This is a genomic window from Phycisphaeraceae bacterium, assembly GCA_020639155.1.
In the GTDB taxonomy this organism is placed as follows: domain Bacteria; phylum Planctomycetota; class Phycisphaerae; order Phycisphaerales; family UBA1924; genus JACKHF01.
Genome location: JACKHF010000002.1, coordinates 631,252 through 648,010, shown reverse-complemented (window position 1 = coordinate 648,010; position 16,759 = coordinate 631,252). Strand labels below are relative to the sequence as shown.

The window sequence follows — 16,759 nt, the reverse complement described above, 5'->3', positions numbered from 1 at the left end:
TGTCCTGTGTGGATGGGCTGGAAACGCCACCTTAGCTCAGTTGGTAGAGCGGAGCTTTCGTAAAGCTCAGGTCGCTGGTTCAAGTCCAGTAGGTGGCTTTGCTTCACATCTGTCGCTTGCGTCAGATTCCCCAAGCTATCGCGATTTTCGACAGTCGAATCTCGTGTTGACTTCCTCGATCTGCCGATACCATCGGCTGTGAACATGACTGTCTATCTCAACGGCTCGTTTCTTCCCGCTGCCGAAGCCAAAGTGGGGGTCTTTGATCGCGGTTTCCTGCTTGGGGACGGCGTCTACGAGGGTGTCCGTGCGTTCTCCGGCGTGCCTATGTGGACTGATCGGCACGTGGCGAGAATGAAGGACGGGCTGTATCAGGCTGGGATCAAGGCTGATCCGAGCGATCTCGTTGAGGTCAGCCGCAAACTGCTTCGGCTGAACGGTCTGCCTGACGCGTTCCTGTACTGGCAGATCACGCGAGGCGAACCAAGCTCAAGCCAACCGGTGCGTTCCCGCATTCCCGCTGGCGACATGAAGCCGACCGTCTTTGCCTACGCGTCGCGTACGCGGCCGGTTGCATACTACAGGCAGACCGTGCCAACGGTGAAAGCATCGGTCATGCAGGACATCCGATGGCTGCGTGGCAGATTGAAATCAACATCGCTGCTGGGCAATGTGCTCTCTGCACTCCATGCCAACGAGCATGATGCGAGTGAGGCCATCATGCTTCGCGATGGGTTTGTTGCTGAAGCGTGCGCGTGCAATGTGATTCTGGCACTCCCCACAGCAAGTGGCAGCACAGAACTTGTCACACCCTCGCTCGAGAGCGCACCAATCCTTGCTGGCATCACGCGCGAGCGGATCTGTGAACTCGATCCATCGATTGCGCAAAGGCCTGTGCGTGAGGAAGAACTCCAGCATGCGACCGAGGTTATTCTGACAGGGACAAACGCAACCGTTACAGCTGTGACACATCTCGATGACAAGCCAATCGGAACAGGACAGGCTGGGCCGCACGCGCGCAGGCTTCTGACACTCTACATGGACGCGATAGATCAGGCAGCATCACAGTCGGAGCCCGCACTTCCTTTGAATGGCATAGCCGAGCCGAAGCAGCCTCTTATGACTCGCGGCGTGGGCTGCTGATGACAACAGGCAACACAGCTTCATTTGCTGGAAAACGTGTCACTGTCATGGGGCTCGGTAGGTTTGGAGGCGGCGTTGCTGTCACACGGTGGCTTGCCAAGCAGGGCGCAGCTGTAACTGTCAGCGATGCTGCAAGCGAAGAACAACTCAAAGACAGCATTTCACAACTCGATGACTGCATCGCAAACGGCTCTGTGCGTCTGGCACTCGGGAGTCACAAGGAACAACATTTCGCAGAGGCTGATTTTGTCGTTGCGAATCCTGCGGTACCAAAGCCGTGGGAGAACCGGTTCCTGGGCCATGCCCGTCAGCACGGCGTTTCTGTAACAACCGAGATTCGGTTGCTTGCTGAGATCATTCCGGATGGTGTGACGACCATTGGCATCACCGGGAGCGCGGGCAAGAGCACAACCAGCGCCATGATTGCGCACGCTTTGCGATCGCAATACAAGGAAACCGCTAAGGCTGTCTGGTTCGGCGGGAATATCGGAGGCTCGCTGCTTGATGATGCGGCGCGCATGAAACCGGGTGATGTTGTTGTGCTGGAGCTTTCCAGCGCGATGCTCTACTGGCTCAGCGGCAGCAGCTTTGACGACGGAACAGCGGTTTCAACCGAAGCCGAGTGGCGTCCCGATATCGGCGTGCTGACATCCATCGCGCCGAACCACATCGACTGGCACGGCTCACTATCGCATTACGTGCGATCAAAGTCCCAGATTGGGCATGCAACACAGCGAGTTCATGCGATGGACACACCAACAACGCGAGAATGTTTGGCTGCTTGCGATCGTGCTCGATATGTCTCCCAACAGGATGTCGATGTTGTTCCTGTTGATCTGCTGCATGTGCCGGGCGAACACAATCGAGCCAATGCAATGCTCGCAGCAACTGTTGTAGCCGGTGTGACCGAGTGCGGTGTCAGTGAAGCTTTGCAATCACTTTCGTACTTTTCGGGGCTCGCCGATCGATTGCAACGGATTGATGCGCCCGGCGGTATCGTCGCGTACAACGACTCCAAATCGACAACGCCTGAAGCAACCGTGCTCGCTGTGCAGGCTGTAAAGCAGTCGCATCCTGATGCGATGGTTCATCTTATTGCGGGTGGATACGACAAAGGGGTATCACTCGATGCGATTGCTGCCCTTGCAATCGATGGTGAGATCGACGAGCTGTATCCGATCGGGACGACAGGCAGCGTGCTTGCAGACAACGTGTCGTGCAAAGACTTTGGCACGCTTGAGAATGCGGTCAGCGCAGCCTTTGAACAGATGCAGCCGTCTGATGTGTTGCTACTGAGCCCGGGCTGCGCATCTTGGGACCAGTTCGACGACTATCGCCAGCGCGGACAACGATTCATCGAACTGGTACAGCAGCGTGTGCCAGAATCTGCGAATACACTTCGCGCGTGAAGCAACACAAGAAACCAACAGTTGTAGTATTGCTTGTTCTTGTCAGCGCTGTGTCGTGCACCCGCACGCAGGAACAGCCATCGCAAGAAACACCCTTGCAAACCACCGAACAGGTTCAGCAAACAGCTGAGCAACCCAATAAACCAGATCAGAACACGATGGTTGCGCCAGAACAGATTATCAAGCCCGAGCCTGCTGTTTCGCAAGACAGCATTGAAGCGTTCCCGGGTGTCTATGTGAATCGTGAGCAGAGGTATGTTGAGTTTGACGGCGAGATCGCGATCGATGCGCATCATCTTCGGCCCGGTGTTCGTGTGCCGCCCAAGCCCACCCACGAACACGTTGCAGTTTCCGCAGACAAGCCAATCGTGTACCTTGAACTCATCGCGTGCTCGACAGGCACAAAGGATCATGAGTCGATCGTCTCGACAGATATCCAGCCGTCACACATCCACGCGGCTCTCCTCATGATTGGCGCTGAATCGGGCACTCCTGGCACATTCCGGTGGGAGGGTCGCGAGGTTTTTCCGGTTGATCCAACCGGCGGTGGTCTGTGTGTAGCGGTTGTCTTTGCTGATAGCACAGTCCTCGATGTACGTGACATGATCCTCGATGTGAGAACCGGCGAGACAATGCATAAGACCAAGCCTGACACAGCTTGGGTCTTTGCTGGCTCGAAGTTTGTTGAGCACAATGGTCGGGAGGTCTATGCGTCAGATGGTACAGGCATCATCGTCGGGCTTGCAACATTCGGAACTGAATTGGCTGGGTATGCTCAGACCTTCAGTCACGAAAGCGAAGCAGAAACACCTGTTTGGATCGCCGACGCTGCAAGCACGCCGGAAGTCGGTTCACACGTGCGTGTTCGATTGTCATTGATGCGGTAAGACTATTCAGGGCTGTGCACCGATTGTGGTGAGATCATTGTCTTGTAGAGAACATCGTCTTCACCATTTCCTGTACGAACTTCAACTTCGACAGGTCGGCCACGATGGAATCCAAGATCTTCGAGCGCCTGGTACAGATCGTCAAGTGACATAACGCGACGATCGCCAGCACGCTGGATCACCATGCCGTTCTGGAATCCATCATCGCTTGCTTGAGAGCCTCGGCCTGCGCTATAAACCCGTGGTGGTGAGTCCTGGAAATCCTCATAGAAGGACAAGCCATACGCATTGAGCGAGAGCACCGCTGCTGGGAACGTGCCCAGTACAAGCGGGAGGTTGAGAAACTCCAGACCATTGTCCGTTGTTCGTGCAACCTCGACCATGACCTCAACGCCTGGTCGTGTCGATGTAACGACAGATCGGAGCGCTTCCATTGAGGTGGTCGGTTGCCCATCGATCGAAAGCACGACATCGCCGCGCCAAATACCAGCGGCGTCGGCTGCCGAGTGATCATTGACCGATCCTACAACGACACCGAGCACGGCTTCTCCAGAGTCGGCATTGTGGATTGCGACCGGATTGCGTTCGAGTGTGACACCGAGGAATCCACGATCAACGCTTCCGTTCTCGATAAACTGCTCGACAACATTCTCGATTGTTCGCAGCGGGATAGCAAAGCTGATCCCCGCTGATTGCCCCGACTCTGTCGTGCCAGTAGTGTCACTCCCTGTTGCAATTGCAACGGTCATTCCGACCACGTTGCCACGCACGTCAATGAGTGGGCCGCCAGAGTTCCCGGGGTTGACTGCAGCATCGGTCTGGATGAAGTTTGAAAAACCCGAGCCAACGACACCAGGCGCATTCCTCCCAAGCCCGGAGATGATGCCTTCAGACATGGAGAATCTGAATCCGAACGGAGAACCAAAGACATAGACGCGATCACCTTGATGTATCACCTCGCCTGTGGCTCTGTTCGCAGGAAAGAGGGTTCTGCTCCGATCAAGTTTCAGTACCGCAACGTCGGTGAAATCATCAGCTCCAATGATGCTTGCAGTTGTACTTGTGCCATCTGAAAAATGCACACGAGCGCCGCGAGAATCCCGCACCACATGCGCGTTTGTCACGATATGGCCATCTGTGTCGTACACCCAGCCCGAACCACTCGAACTGCTCACTCGCCCGCGGCGAGCTTCAATATGGACGACAGATGGTCTGGCAACCTGTGCCACTGCCTGTGTCGCTTTGTTGATCTGTGTGAGGATGTCGTTCTGACGGAGTTCCTGTCTGGCAAGTTTGATATCGACTTCGGTCTGGGCGTTTCCAATCTCGCGAAGAATGGTTGGAGCGGCAAAGAGCGTGGCAGCGATCGCAAGCAGAACAACTATCGCTGGCACTGGAGATCCGATTCGTCGCACGGGTGCTGCTCCTTCCGCTGGCGAATCAGACATGTTCATAGTGTCTGATTCGGCTTATCACAACACCGGGGTCAGTGTGGTCCCGGTATCTTGACCGATTTTCGCGGTGCAATGCAAGCGTCACACCATTGATTGATTCGCGAAAGCCGGTCTGCCCTTCCATGTTGAACGCATTTATCGGGAAGTTGGTTCCATATTCGGGAGATGGGCGGTTTCAGATGTTCGAGTTTGGCCCTGCTCGAACAACTCACGTTCGCCATCTTTCATCCGATAAGCCTTTGCCCCAATATCCCTGCGCTCGACTCGTGACGCCCATTCTCTGGCGGTACGGATGACCTCGGCACCAAGGTCAGATCGCACGCCAACGAAACCGGGTACATTCGCAGTTAGACCGAGCATGTCATGCGCCACAAGAATCTGACCGTGACACGATGGACCTGCGCCAATGCCGATGACTGGAACAGTTGTTTCTCTCACGATGCGCGCTGCCACCTCATCAGGCACTGCCTCGACAAGCAGCAAAGCAGCGCCTGCTTGCTCAAGTGCGATGGCGTCTCGCACGATCTGGTGCGCTTCTGCTGCTGTTTTCCCAGCAGCCATATACCCACCCCGGAGTGCAGCACGCTGGGGATGCATGCCGATGTGCGCGCAGACAGGTATTCCCGCTCGAGTCATGGCTTGCACAACAGGTACAAAGCTCGCATCTGCTTCCAGTTTCACAATGTCAGCCATTCCTTCGGTCATGAACCGGCCAGCATTGTGCAGGGCCTGCGCTGTATCCATGTGATACGAGAGGAACGGAAGATCCGCCATAATCAAAGCATGAGGTGCGCCACGACGGACACCTGCAGTGAGCGCGATCAACACATCCATTGGCATGTCGATCGTGCGAGGAAGCCCGAGCACAACCTGGGCCGCCGAATCGCCAACAAGCATCACTGGCACACCACCTTGTTCGAAAAGCGCAGCCAGTGTTGCGTCATAGACGGAGACACACGCGAAGGGCGTACCTGCCTCCTTCATTGCACGCACAGATCGCAGTGTTACTCGCTCGCGACGTGCTGCGACACCAGCGTGTGGTGTACCGCTGCACGCATTTGCTTCGGGGTGCGATGGAAGAATCGATGAGCCGTTTGGAGACATCGTTGCCATTGTAGGACTTCAGATGTCCGGGTTCTGTTTGAGGTGACAGATGCTGGGTTACTTCAACAGGCCGTCATGGCGTGCCATCAGTCGGAGCATGTCGACACAGCGGGCCGCGTATCCAGCCTCGTTGTCATACCACGAAACCAGCTTAAAGAACCGGTCGGACAGTTGAATGCATGCACCGGCATCGTAGATGCTCGACCGATGATCGCCGACAAAGTCGCTGGAAACGACCTGATCCTCGGTATACCCAAGAACACCCGCCATCTGGTTCTCGCTCGCCTGCTTCATCGCAGCGTGAATCTGATCGAGCGATGTCGATTTGGTCGTTCGAATCGTCAGATCAACACATGAAACATCGGCTGTCGGGACACGGAAAGACATGCCTGTCAGCTTGCCTTTGAGTTCCGGCAGGCAGAGTGCAACTGCCTTAGCAGCACCGGTACTTGCTGGGATGATGTTCATATATGCGTTGCGGCCGCCGCGCCAGTCCTTCCTGCTCGGGCCATCCTGGGTCGGCTGGGTTGCGGTGACTGCATGGATGGTCGTCATCAGACCTTCTTCGATCCCGAAGTTGTCGTTGACAACCTTTGCGACCGGCGCGAGGCAGTTGGTTGTGCAACTCGCATTGGATATGACTGTGTGAGATTTCGGATCAAACTTGTCCTCATTTACCTTATAGACAAACGTGGGAACAGAATCGGGCGACTTTGTTGGCGCACTGATAATGACGCGCTTGATTCCGCCAGCAAGATGCTTGCCCGCATCGTCCTTCGTAGTAAACAGACCTGTTGACTCAAGGACGTAGTCGACAGCGTGGTTGTTCCATGGGATCTCTGCGGGGTTCTTGATGGCATAGGTGTGGGTGAGTTCACCATCAAGACTGAACGAGTCATCTGTCGTCGCGACCTTGGTTCCAAATGTGCCATGCATCGTGTCGTACTTGAGGAGGTACGCGAGGTTGTCAGCTGGGACGAGATCGTTGACTGCGACAACCTGCAATGATGGGTCTGCCTTGGCGATGCGATACACAAGCCGGCCGATTCTGCCGAAGCCATTGATACCGATGCGGATGGGGCTGTTGGGCACCTTGTTTCTCCTCGAAAAAGCATGACACGCCACAGAATGAATGACCTGAAGCGAGGATAGGTCGATCATGCTCAAAAGCGAAGAAAAGACAACGATCAGACCGGTGACAGCACCTCAATCGTGTATCCCCAGCGGGGTGGGTCCATCTCATCGCCCCATTCGGTGATTGCTGCCAATCGCCTAAACCCGACTTTGTGCATGAGCGTGTCCCATTGGGTTCTGTCATATGTGCGGAGTGTGTATCTGGATTCGATCTGCTGCGTCGTCTTTGGCGTAGTCACGGTCATGATGCTGCAGACGATTTCGGTGCGGGTATTCGGGTCTTCCGGCGGGAGATACTGCACCGCTTGATCGACATGGACGTGGCCTCGGCGGGCATGCCAGACATCCTCCGTCTCTCGTTCATGGACATAATCCGTGATGCTGACACCCACGACATAAATACCGCCTCTTTTCAGTACGCGCCGGGTGCATTCAAAGTGTGCGAGCATTGCATCGTCAGTTTCCAGATGACGGATGGTGTTGATCGTGTTGAAAGACATGTCGATGGAGTTCGCTTTGACAGGGGGTGTGAATGACACCATGTCACCCACAAACAGGCTGCTCGTCCCAGCTCCTTTTCCAGTAGGAATCCGACGCTGGGCGTACTCGATCATGTCACTGCTCGTGTCGAACCCGACAACATTGATTCCCCGACCGGCAGCGACACGCAAATACCTTCCTGTGCCGCAGGCAGGCTCCAGCCACGTAACATCGCCCGATGTCCGAGCAAACTTCTGGCAGATGCGTTCGAGCCCGTTTACCTCGTTTGCAGTTCCCGGCGTGTGCAGGATGTCGAAGACGTGCGGGTCTGCATAGAAGCTCTGCACGAGCACTTCGGGAGATTGTGGTGTATCAGGCGCGAACGGTTGATCCATCGGCAATGATATGTGGCCAATGGTGGCGCTATGCGATTGTCTCAGAGGAGGAAACAGATGTTGTCAACAGGTGAAGTGCGAGGTGTTCTTGTCGCGAACGGGGTTCGTGCGTCTGTGGATGGACTTCTCAGGTACCTGACAGGGTTCCACGACTCCAACCGCACCGCTCAGGCACAGAATCTGCCGAACCACGTTGCATGGCATCTTGGGCATTGCGCTCTCTATATGCACGTCGCCCGTCGAGCATTGGATGAAACACCCGTGCCGGAGCAGGACTTCAGCAAGGAGCTTCCACGACAACAAGACCTGTTCTGCACCGAAGATATCTGCTTCGGTTCAGTTCCTGTGGATGATCCCGATCGTTTCCCGGTGCTTGATCGATGTGTTGCAGTGTTCCGTGCTTCGGGGGACAGTCTTGCAATGGGGTTTGAGCAGGCAAGCCGGGATTTACTTGATCGCACAACATCATGGGGATCGGTGAAGTCTCTCACCTTCGCTGAACTTGGGCTGCGTATGGCGTTTCACAATGGTACGCACACTGGGCAGATCATCGATCTTCGACGTGCATTGGGGTTTGACAAGGTGATCGTACCAAAGTCATCATGACGTTTGTAACTGCTTGCTCAGCACAACACTCACATAGTTAGTCACAGGCCAGTCAACCGTATCAACTTGTTGATACTGTCGTCGTTTGTAGTACGCAATGAGATGGTGCGCATGCTCTGCTGTGTCACACGCGATGTGTGACATGTTTAGTGACTGGACTGTGTTCTCTATATAGTCCATGAGCGCTCGACCAACACCTGTGCGCTGGAGAGATGGCTCTACTGCAAACTGTCCAAACCGTGCTATACCTGGCTTGGTGTAGTATTTGCAATGACTCTGCTCGGTCAATGTGTACAGCGTGATCGTGCCAACGACTATGTGCTTGAGTTCGGCAACAAAGCAGTGTGCGTTCGGAGCAAAGCATCGTCTTCGAGTCACATCAACCGATTGATGGCTGGCCAGGTATTGCAAGCCGCTTGCTGCAAGCGGCGCATACGCACGATGGAGCAGTTCGGTTAGATCCTCAAGAGAGTCGTCCGGTGTCAACTTACGCACGTGAGTGACCGATCCGGGCAAGACATGATCGGGTTGTGTTTGGCTTTTATGGCTGTCCATTGTCATTCCGCCAATCGTTCTCTCATTTTTCTGACGGGACGCAGCGGTGTGCTCATCAGCATATTGATTGTTTGTGTGAGAAACCCGCTTGAGGTGCGCTGTTTAATCGCTCGCGCGAGTGATTTGATCCAAACCGACCTATGACAAGGAGATGCTGGCATGTTGGGGACCTCAAACCTTCGTTCACAAAGTAAACTCATGCAGTATGGAGTTGCGGTTTCATTGCTCGGCTCCATCGCACTTTCCCAATCAGCCACTGGTCAGGCTGTGTTTGTCACCGAGACAACCGGGCCTGTTGCAGTGTCAGGTGCAAGAAGCGGTGGAGGTGTTGGGGGCTCTGTTGGTGCGGCGGCTGTCAAGGACTATGGCAAACTTCTGAATCTGACTGATGATCAGAAAGAGATGCTTGAGGCACTCCATGAAGGGTACAGAGCTACATATCTTGAAACCTCTCGCGCACAGGCGAGCGAGATACGCGAAGTGCTCTCTGGTTTTAATGAGTCTCACGACATGTCGATTATCCAGGACGACATTCCAGCCATCCGCCAAAGGTATGGCAATGAGATCACTGCAAACGAAGAGGCATTCTTTGAAGACCTCAAGCTGCTACTGAGCGACGAGCAACTCGAGCTCTTTCCGCGTGTGGAGCGCCATCGTCGGCGTGATACACTGCTGCGCCGAGGGTTTCTGAGCGGCGAGTCAGTCGACTTGATTGACATCGTCAACGATATGGAGCTTTCCGATGGGTTGCGTGAGACGATCAATCCTGAACTCGACAGGTATGAAATGGATATCGATCGGGCACTGCTTGAGAAGAAGGCACTGACCGATGATGGCGAATCGCAATCAGGCGTTCTGATGTTCAACTTTGAGGATGAAGAAGTTCAAGAGCGTGTTGCAAAGACGCGTGAAGCATCGGTTCGTATTCGCAACTTGAATGAAAGCTTTGCACGCAAGGTAAAGCTCCTGCTTCCTGAAGCAGAAGCGGCGAAGTTTACTCATGCATTTGATGTCGCAGCGTTTCCGGATGTGTACAGCCCAACGCACGCATCAAAGTGTCTTGATACGGCACAGGGATTTGCCGATCTGACGACGGATCAGGCTGAACAGATCGCCGTGATCCGTGAGAGTTACGAACGCGAAGCGAGCGCAATCCATGAGCGCTGGGCGCGTGCAAAGCGATCGCAGGAAGAGGATGGCAACCGCGGTGGATTCCTCGCTGCAGGCGGTGGGCAGGTCATCATTGCGATGCGCACCGATAATGAAGAGGAGGTAACCGATCCTGTTGAGGTTGAGCGAAAAGCAAAGCGAGAACTCGACACGCGGACGAACCAGAAACTGGCCTCAGTCCTGACGACCGATCAGCAAGCCAAACTGCCTGAAGCGCCAAAGCAGCACGAGGGTGGCGAGACCTTTATCTCCTCAGATGGGGTTGGGTTCTCGTTTGAACGTACCGTCGAGATTCGTTCCGACGGTGATGGTCGGTGACCGATGACCCGGGAACGCACCGAACCAACGGCCTGCACTATTTATGAGTTCTGAAACCACCAGCCCTCGAATCGGAAAAACCGACGGGGGCTGGTTTGTGTTTAGTTCGGCTTGCTCGGTTGTGGTGCGAGGTTCTGCTACAGTGTGCCATCACACGCAAACGATCGAGCTGTACACTGGGTTGTGAGAGCACCTGTCGAGAAGAGGATACCTGGAATGACACGCATATTTGAACGCATTCTTCGCTCAGCATCTGTTGTTGCACAAGGGCAAAGAGGTATCACTTGGCTTGTGATGCTTCTGATTGCACTTGCATCGATGAGCATTGCGCCATGTGACGCGTCAGCACAAAGCATGGATGAAGAGATTGCCCGTGAGATGGTCGAAGGTGCAGAAAACATGTTTGAAGACATGGAATCTGCCGGCGTAGGTGTGTTTGAGAACCGCAGCGCTGTTATCAAGCGTCGCAGTCTGGACAGAATCAGCAGGATTCTAGATCTTGATAAATCACAGTTGGATTCTGTACAACTGATGTATCAAGGGTACAGGGCAGACATCCGCGTTTACACTTCGAAGCTTGCGGAGATCATGAAACAGGGAACCACTCTGATGAATGAAGTGCGCGAGGGAATGCAGACTGGCGAGATTGATCAGAAAACACTACAGGAAAAGCAGCGTGCATTTGCGAAGGGGATGGTGGAAACGAACAAAGAGTTTTGGGATAAATCTGAAGCACTCGAAAAACAGTTTCTATCTGATATCGAGCTGTTGTTGACAGAAGCGCAACTAAAAAAAATGGATCGCGTTCGCATGTTTCGCAGGCGTGACAAGGGATCCGATCAGATGCTTGTATCCGGCTCGACGGTAGATCTGTATGACGTCCTGAAGGGGATTGATGTTGATCCGGATGCACACCCTGACATTAGAGAAGCTCTGCTTGCATGGGAACTGGACATGGATCTGCCTGCGACAAAGTTCTATCTGGTGACTCGTGAAATGCAGGATCTTTCCATGGAGATGCAGGAAGAGATAGTGGACGATCCATCGTCTGGTTTTGCAATGATGCAGGAGATCAGCGAGTCAATGGATGAAATGAAACGGTTTGGTGTTGTTTTGAAAGAAATGAATCGCACGCATGTGCGGTTGATCGGTGGGTTACTTGATGATGCGCAACGCGAAGCATTTGAGAAGCTGTTCCAGGCTGAGAGCTTTCCCATGATTTACACAACAACGAATGCGGATCGTACCTATCAGGCCGCAATAGGCTTTACTGATCTTGATCCGGACCAGAAGGAACAAGTACAGGACGCGTATGAGCGGATGTGCCGGGATCGCGATGTTGAGCGGGAGAAATGGTCCCGGTCGCAGGAGACCCAGGAACTTGAGATGGACATGATGACCCTTTCCATGAGCATGATGGGCATGGGCAACATGTACAAAGAGCACCGCGAAGCTGTAAAAAAAGTGGAAGATGCGGGAATCGACCGGTTGGTGCGCGTGCTCAATGAGGACCAGCGAAACAGATTACCCACACTCGAAGACGAGAAGGGGCAATCGTTCCTGCGGACGTTTATCGATCGGGCAGCCGCTGACGATGTAGGGAAAAAGTGAACCGAACGGGCGATTACTGAGTACACATATCCGTGCAGGCATTTCGTCGCCTGATATATCACCGAGGAGAAACGAGATGAACAGAGGCATTGAACGTGGACGGATGTGGCTCGTGGTGTTATTCGCATTGCTGGGGTTTTGTGTGCCAACGGTGTGTTATGCCCAGCAGAGCATGACAGACGACGAACTCGATGCCGAGATGGGCGAACTCAGCTTTATGACATTTCGTGCAAAGCACGTCGATCAGGTCGCGTCATTGTTACACATGGACGAGGCACAGAAGGATGCAGTTCTTTCACTCTTCAAAGGATATCGATCGCAGGTCCGGGCGCTGTATCAGCCGGTGCTTGACCAGCAGAAAGCCTATAAGGAGGTTGCTGCAAAGTATCAGGAGAGAGTTGAGAAAGGAGACGAGACCGCATTTGCCGAGTATCAGGCTGATATCGAAAAGATACAACTTGATCAGGTTGATTTCCAACAGATCCAGCGCGACGCCTTTGCAGCGCAGGATACGTTCATTGAGGATGTGCAACTGCTTCTCGACGAAAAGCAGCTTGGAGCTTGGGATCGCGTCGAACGCTGGCATCGCCGCATCATCATGGACATAAACTTTGTGCCGCTCACATGGCTGACAGTCGACCTGATTGATGTGGGCCGAGCTGTTGAGCTGCAAGTTGAGCCAGAGAGTGAACTCGACGATGTGATGCTTCGCTACGAGAAGGAACTCGATACGTCGATGGTGAAAGTCTGGGAACTGATCCATGTTGGCATGGAGATGGATCCAGCTGAACCTGATATGGCTCAACAGATGGAGATCATGGGAACCGCAATTAGTCTTTCCAAAGCGCTGAAAGAAGTGAACAAGCGGTATTCCAGTTTGATCGAACGGACACTGCCTGAGTCACAACGTGAGATGTTTCTTACAGAGGTACACAAGCGCGCGGCTCCGTGGGTGTATCGATCCTCCTCAACAGAGCGTGCGATGGAAAAGGCCCTTTCTTTCACAGATCTGAATAGTGATCAGGCTGAGAACATCCGGTCATTGCAAGACAGATACCTCAAAGAGATCAAGATTGCCAACGACAAGTGGCTGCGGGTCGTTGAAGCAACGGAGAAGGAACTCTCGATTGAAACGATGATGTACATGTTTGGTGATGAAGACGAATCTGTCTCTGACGCAATTGATGTCAAGCGACAGATTGATGCTCAGTTTCGTCAGCAGTTGATGGACCAGTTGAATGACGACCAGATTGCCCGTCTGCCGCAGGCTTTCCCGGACATGGAATACAATCAGAGGTTCGATGAGTCTAACTATGAGTCTGCCGAGGAGGCCGCTGTTTTGGCTGAGCCGGTTCCCGCTGGCGGTGGGTAAACTCGGCGGCACACCATTGGCTTCGTAGCAGACTCATTCGCCAGAAAGCTTGACGAAGCGCATCCTCGTTTCAGACCCTCTCCCTGGATTATTCTTGGGAACACCTTGTTTGTGTTCGTTGTTCATTTGGGATGATTCCTGTCCCTGGAACGTAATAACAGCCCCCCAGCAGCGTTTGGCTTCCAACAATGACGATCATGCCCACAGAGCCCGAACAGTCGCTCCGCCTACCCGAATCCGGGCTCAACGGAGACAGTCTGGACATACCCCTGCCCGACGAGAGCGAATCGGATACGGGCCCTCTCGATCGGATGCCCTCGCTGAACTCGGATGCGTCGTCACTCATTGATGCCGAGCAGGCTGTTCGGCTTCGAGCAGTCCCCTTCGGGTTCGATGACGGCCGATTGCTGGTGGCAATGATGGATACGGCTGATGCAGACGCGATTGACGAAATTGCGCTGACAGCGGCGCTACCAGTTCAGCCGAGAGCAATCGAGCCTGATGCGTTTGACCAACTCATCCGGTCGGCATTCGGTACGACGGCTGCGAAGATGGCTGCCAGACTTGGCGGCGAATCGGACGAGGATGATCTTGTTGCCAACTTGCAGGCGATCGAAGCAGATGACCTGCATCGCATGGCCGAGCAGCCGTCGCTTATCAATCTCGTCAATCTCATTATCCTTGAGGGCATTCGCGCTCGTGCATCCGACATCCATATCGAGCCGTTCGAGAAACAACTGACGGTAAAGTATCGCGTCGACGGTGTGCTGGTGGAGCAGGACTCACCACCAAAGACACTCCAGCCTGCCATTACGTCACGTATCAAGATCATGGCTGGTATGAACATCGCCGAGCGGTATGCACCGCAGGACGGGCATATCACGTTGCGATTTGAGGGTCGCAAGATCGATATCCGTGTTTCGACAGTGCCGACGATTTACGGCGAGTCGATTGTGATGCGTATTCTCGATAAGGAATCGATTTCACTTGACCTCGAAACTCTTGGTATGGAAGCGCATGATCGAAACCGCATCCATCGGATGATCGATCTGCCGCACGGGATGGTGCTTGTCACTGGTCCTACTGGATCCGGTAAGACAACAACGCTGTACGCGTGTCTGACTCGTCTCTACGACCCCGGCAAAAAAATTATTACGATTGAAGATCCGGTTGAGTACGAACTCTCGGGCATCAATCAGATCCCGGTAAATCCGAAGCGTGGGCTTACCTTCGCGACAGGGTTGCGATCAATCCTTCGTCAGGACCCCGATGTTGTGATGGTCGGTGAGATTCGTGACGGCGAAACAGCGGAGATTGCCGTGCGTGCTGCGCTGACCGGCCACCTGATCTTCTCGACGCTGCACACAAACAACGCACCGAGTGCGATTGGACGTCTGCTTGACATGGGCATCGAGCCGTTCCTGCTCTCAAGCGTGCTTGAGGGTGTGCTTGCACAGCGACTCGGTCGGAAGATCTGCCAAGAGTGTCGAGATCGTGCCCGAATCTCTGAAGCAACATGGCATCGTCTGTCATCGCGCGAGCGCGCAATGTTTGATGATGGGATGGCGTGGAAGGGCAGCGGGTGCGATGAGTGCAATGGTTCGGGATACCGTGGGCGAATCGGTTTCTTTGAGTTGATGGCAGTGCATTCAGACCTTCGTGCTGCAATCGCGAACAAGGCTGGGCCGATGGAACTTCGCACCAAGGCTGGTCGCGATTTTGTCACTATGCGTGAGGACGGCCTTGCGAAGGCTCTGGCTGGCCGGACGAGTATCGAGCAGGTACTTCGCTCAACCCAGGACACGGAAGAACTCCCAACGGACCTTTCATCAGGTACACGCACCTCTGATGGGGCAGGCAACTGATGGCGGTGTTCAGATACAAGGTGCTCGGCGCGGATAGCGGCTTTGCGACGATCGAAGCGCTTGATCGCCCAAGTGCTGTGCGTGAACTTGTGCGCAAGGGAATCACGCCGGGCACTGTCGAGGAGGTTTCCTCCGATCTGCGAAGCGAGAATGATGCATCGCTAGAGCATGCGGGTGCGAATATCAGCGGCTGGCGCAAGTCGCGTGCGATGAACCGTAATGAGATGACCTCGTTTGTGCGCGAGCTTGCAACCGCGCTCGATGCGGGGTTGCCACTCGTGCAGGCGATCCAGACACTCGGCAAGCAGGGTGCAACCCCAACGCAGAAGGCGCTGCTCACATCCATTCTGGCTGATGTTGAGAGTGGAAAGTCTCTGGGTGATGCTGCTGCAAACTGGGGCAAGCCGTTCTCGGATCTGACGATCAGCATGTTCCGCGCGGGTGACGCATCTGGTGAGATGGCAAAGGTGCTAAGCCAGACAGCGGACCTGCTTGAAAAGGATCTGAAGCTGCGCAGGCAGGTTGTCAGTGCGTTGATCTATCCATTAATTCTGCTCGTGCTTATTGGCGGTTCAATAGCGGTCATTCTGACTGTGGTGGTGCCGAAGATCATCGGCCAGCTTGGCCAAGGCGCTGAACTCCCGCTGCCAACACGTATTCTGCTTGGTTCGACAGATTTCCTCGCGCAGTGGTGGTGGCTGATTCTTGCATCCATTGGCTTTGTTATTGTCGGCATCAAAAAATACCGTGACAGCGACGATGGCAGACTCGCAAGCGATCGCATGCTGCTGCAGACACCGCTTCTTGGTCGTGTGCTTCGTGATGTTGCAGTTGCGAGATTTACTCGGACGCTTGGCACACTGACAGGCGCTGGTATCCCGATTCTCAACGCGCTGCGGGTCACAAAGGCGACACTCGGCAATCGTGCGATGGAAGTGGTTGTTGAAGAGGTTGCAGATAAAGTCTCTGCGGGTCGATCAATCGCGGAGCCAATGGATCGAAGCGGATACTTCCCCGCGATGCTCGTGCAGATTGTGAACCTTGGCGAGCGTTCGGGACGTCTTGATGAGATGCTGCTTCGAGCTGCTGACGCGTTCGAGGACCGATCTGAAACCAGCATTCGCATTGCAATGGAAGCATTCAAGCCGATGCTTGTGGTGGTTCTTGCACTGCTTGTTGGCGGCGTCATCGTGGCGGTGCTGCTGCCAATCATCCAGATGCAGGAGAGCCTGTTTACGCAATAACACAGCGCAATG

General features: G+C 54.3%; 14 protein-coding genes and 1 tRNA gene. 10 read left to right on the top strand and 5 right to left on the bottom strand.

What is annotated here, in order from left to right:
- Positions 1–25: 25 nt before the first annotated feature.
- The 4 genes from H6815_13370 to H6815_13355 all read left to right on the top strand — a co-directional run bounded on the left by H6815_13370 (position 26) and on the right by H6815_13355 (position 3,439).
- Positions 26–98, top strand: a tRNA-Thr gene (locus tag H6815_13370).
- 106 nt (positions 99–204) lie between these two features.
- The gene (locus H6815_13365; GenBank protein ID MCB9861428.1) at positions 205–1,143 is read left to right on the top strand and encodes an aminotransferase class IV; all 939 of its coding nucleotides are present in this window, start codon (positions 205–207) and stop codon (positions 1,141–1,143) included.
- Positions 1,143–2,552, top strand: coding sequence for a UDP-N-acetylmuramoyl-L-alanine--D-glutamate ligase (locus tag H6815_13360; GenBank protein ID MCB9861427.1), 1,410 nt, complete (start codon positions 1,143–1,145; stop codon positions 2,550–2,552). Before H6815_13365 ends, H6815_13360 begins: the two co-directional genes overlap by 1 nt.
- Positions 2,549–3,439 carry a hypothetical protein gene (locus tag H6815_13355; GenBank protein MCB9861426.1) on the top strand — a complete coding sequence of 297 codons (891 nt, stop codon included), beginning with the start codon at positions 2,549–2,551 and terminating at the stop codon, positions 3,437–3,439. Before H6815_13360 ends, H6815_13355 begins: the two co-directional genes overlap by 4 nt.
- A gap of 2 nt (positions 3,440–3,441) precedes the next feature.
- Here H6815_13355 and H6815_13350 read toward each other — a convergent pair whose 3' ends face one another.
- From H6815_13350 to H6815_13335, 4 genes are all read right to left on the bottom strand, one after another.
- The gene (locus H6815_13350) at positions 3,442–4,887 is read right to left on the bottom strand and encodes a trypsin-like peptidase domain-containing protein (GenBank protein MCB9861425.1); all 1,446 of its coding nucleotides are present in this window, start codon (positions 4,885–4,887) and stop codon (positions 3,442–3,444) included.
- Between the two features lie 141 nt (positions 4,888–5,028).
- Complete coding sequence (panB, locus tag H6815_13345; protein ID MCB9861424.1) at positions 5,029–6,006, bottom strand: 3-methyl-2-oxobutanoate hydroxymethyltransferase; 978 nt, start codon at positions 6,004–6,006, stop codon at positions 5,029–5,031.
- A 48-nt stretch (positions 6,007–6,054) separates the two neighbouring features.
- On the bottom strand, positions 6,055–7,158 hold the full coding sequence (gap, locus tag H6815_13340; protein ID MCB9861423.1) for a type I glyceraldehyde-3-phosphate dehydrogenase: 1,104 nt from the start codon (positions 7,156–7,158) through the stop codon (positions 6,055–6,057).
- Positions 7,159–7,184: 26 nt separating this feature from the next.
- Positions 7,185–8,006, bottom strand: coding sequence for a class I SAM-dependent methyltransferase (locus tag H6815_13335; protein MCB9861422.1), 822 nt, complete (start codon positions 8,004–8,006; stop codon positions 7,185–7,187).
- 57 nt (positions 8,007–8,063) lie between these two features.
- Between H6815_13335 and H6815_13330 the strand changes: the two genes are divergently transcribed.
- Positions 8,064–8,612 (top strand): DinB family protein, encoded by a 549-nt coding sequence (locus H6815_13330; protein MCB9861421.1) that lies wholly within the window; start codon positions 8,064–8,066, stop codon positions 8,610–8,612.
- Here the strand turns inward: H6815_13330 and H6815_13325 are convergent.
- Complete coding sequence (locus H6815_13325) at positions 8,607–9,107, bottom strand: GNAT family N-acetyltransferase (protein MCB9861420.1); 501 nt, start codon at positions 9,105–9,107, stop codon at positions 8,607–8,609. The genes H6815_13330 and H6815_13325 overlap by 6 nt on opposite strands.
- A 219-nt stretch (positions 9,108–9,326) precedes the next feature.
- Between H6815_13325 and H6815_13320 the strand changes: the two genes are divergently transcribed.
- The 5 genes from H6815_13320 (at position 9,327) to H6815_13300 (ending at position 16,747) form a co-directional block, all read left to right on the top strand.
- Positions 9,327–10,655, top strand: a complete 1,329-nt coding sequence (locus H6815_13320) for a hypothetical protein (protein ID MCB9861419.1) — start codon at positions 9,327–9,329, stop codon at positions 10,653–10,655.
- Between the two features lie 216 nt (positions 10,656–10,871).
- Positions 10,872–12,266: a hypothetical protein gene (locus H6815_13315; protein MCB9861418.1), complete on the top strand. Its 1,395-nt coding sequence runs from the start codon at positions 10,872–10,874 to the stop codon at positions 12,264–12,266.
- Positions 12,267–12,342: 76 nt separating this feature from the next.
- Positions 12,343–13,638: a hypothetical protein gene (locus tag H6815_13310; GenBank protein ID MCB9861417.1), complete on the top strand. Its 1,296-nt coding sequence runs from the start codon at positions 12,343–12,345 to the stop codon at positions 13,636–13,638.
- A gap of 197 nt (positions 13,639–13,835) precedes the next feature.
- Positions 13,836–15,503, top strand: a complete 1,668-nt coding sequence (locus H6815_13305) for a type II/IV secretion system protein (protein ID MCB9861416.1) — start codon at positions 13,836–13,838, stop codon at positions 15,501–15,503.
- On the top strand, positions 15,503–16,747 hold the full coding sequence (locus H6815_13300) for a type II secretion system F family protein (protein MCB9861415.1): 1,245 nt from the start codon (positions 15,503–15,505) through the stop codon (positions 16,745–16,747). The genes H6815_13305 and H6815_13300 overlap by 1 nt, the downstream gene beginning before the upstream one ends.
- Positions 16,748–16,759 lie beyond the last annotated feature (12 nt).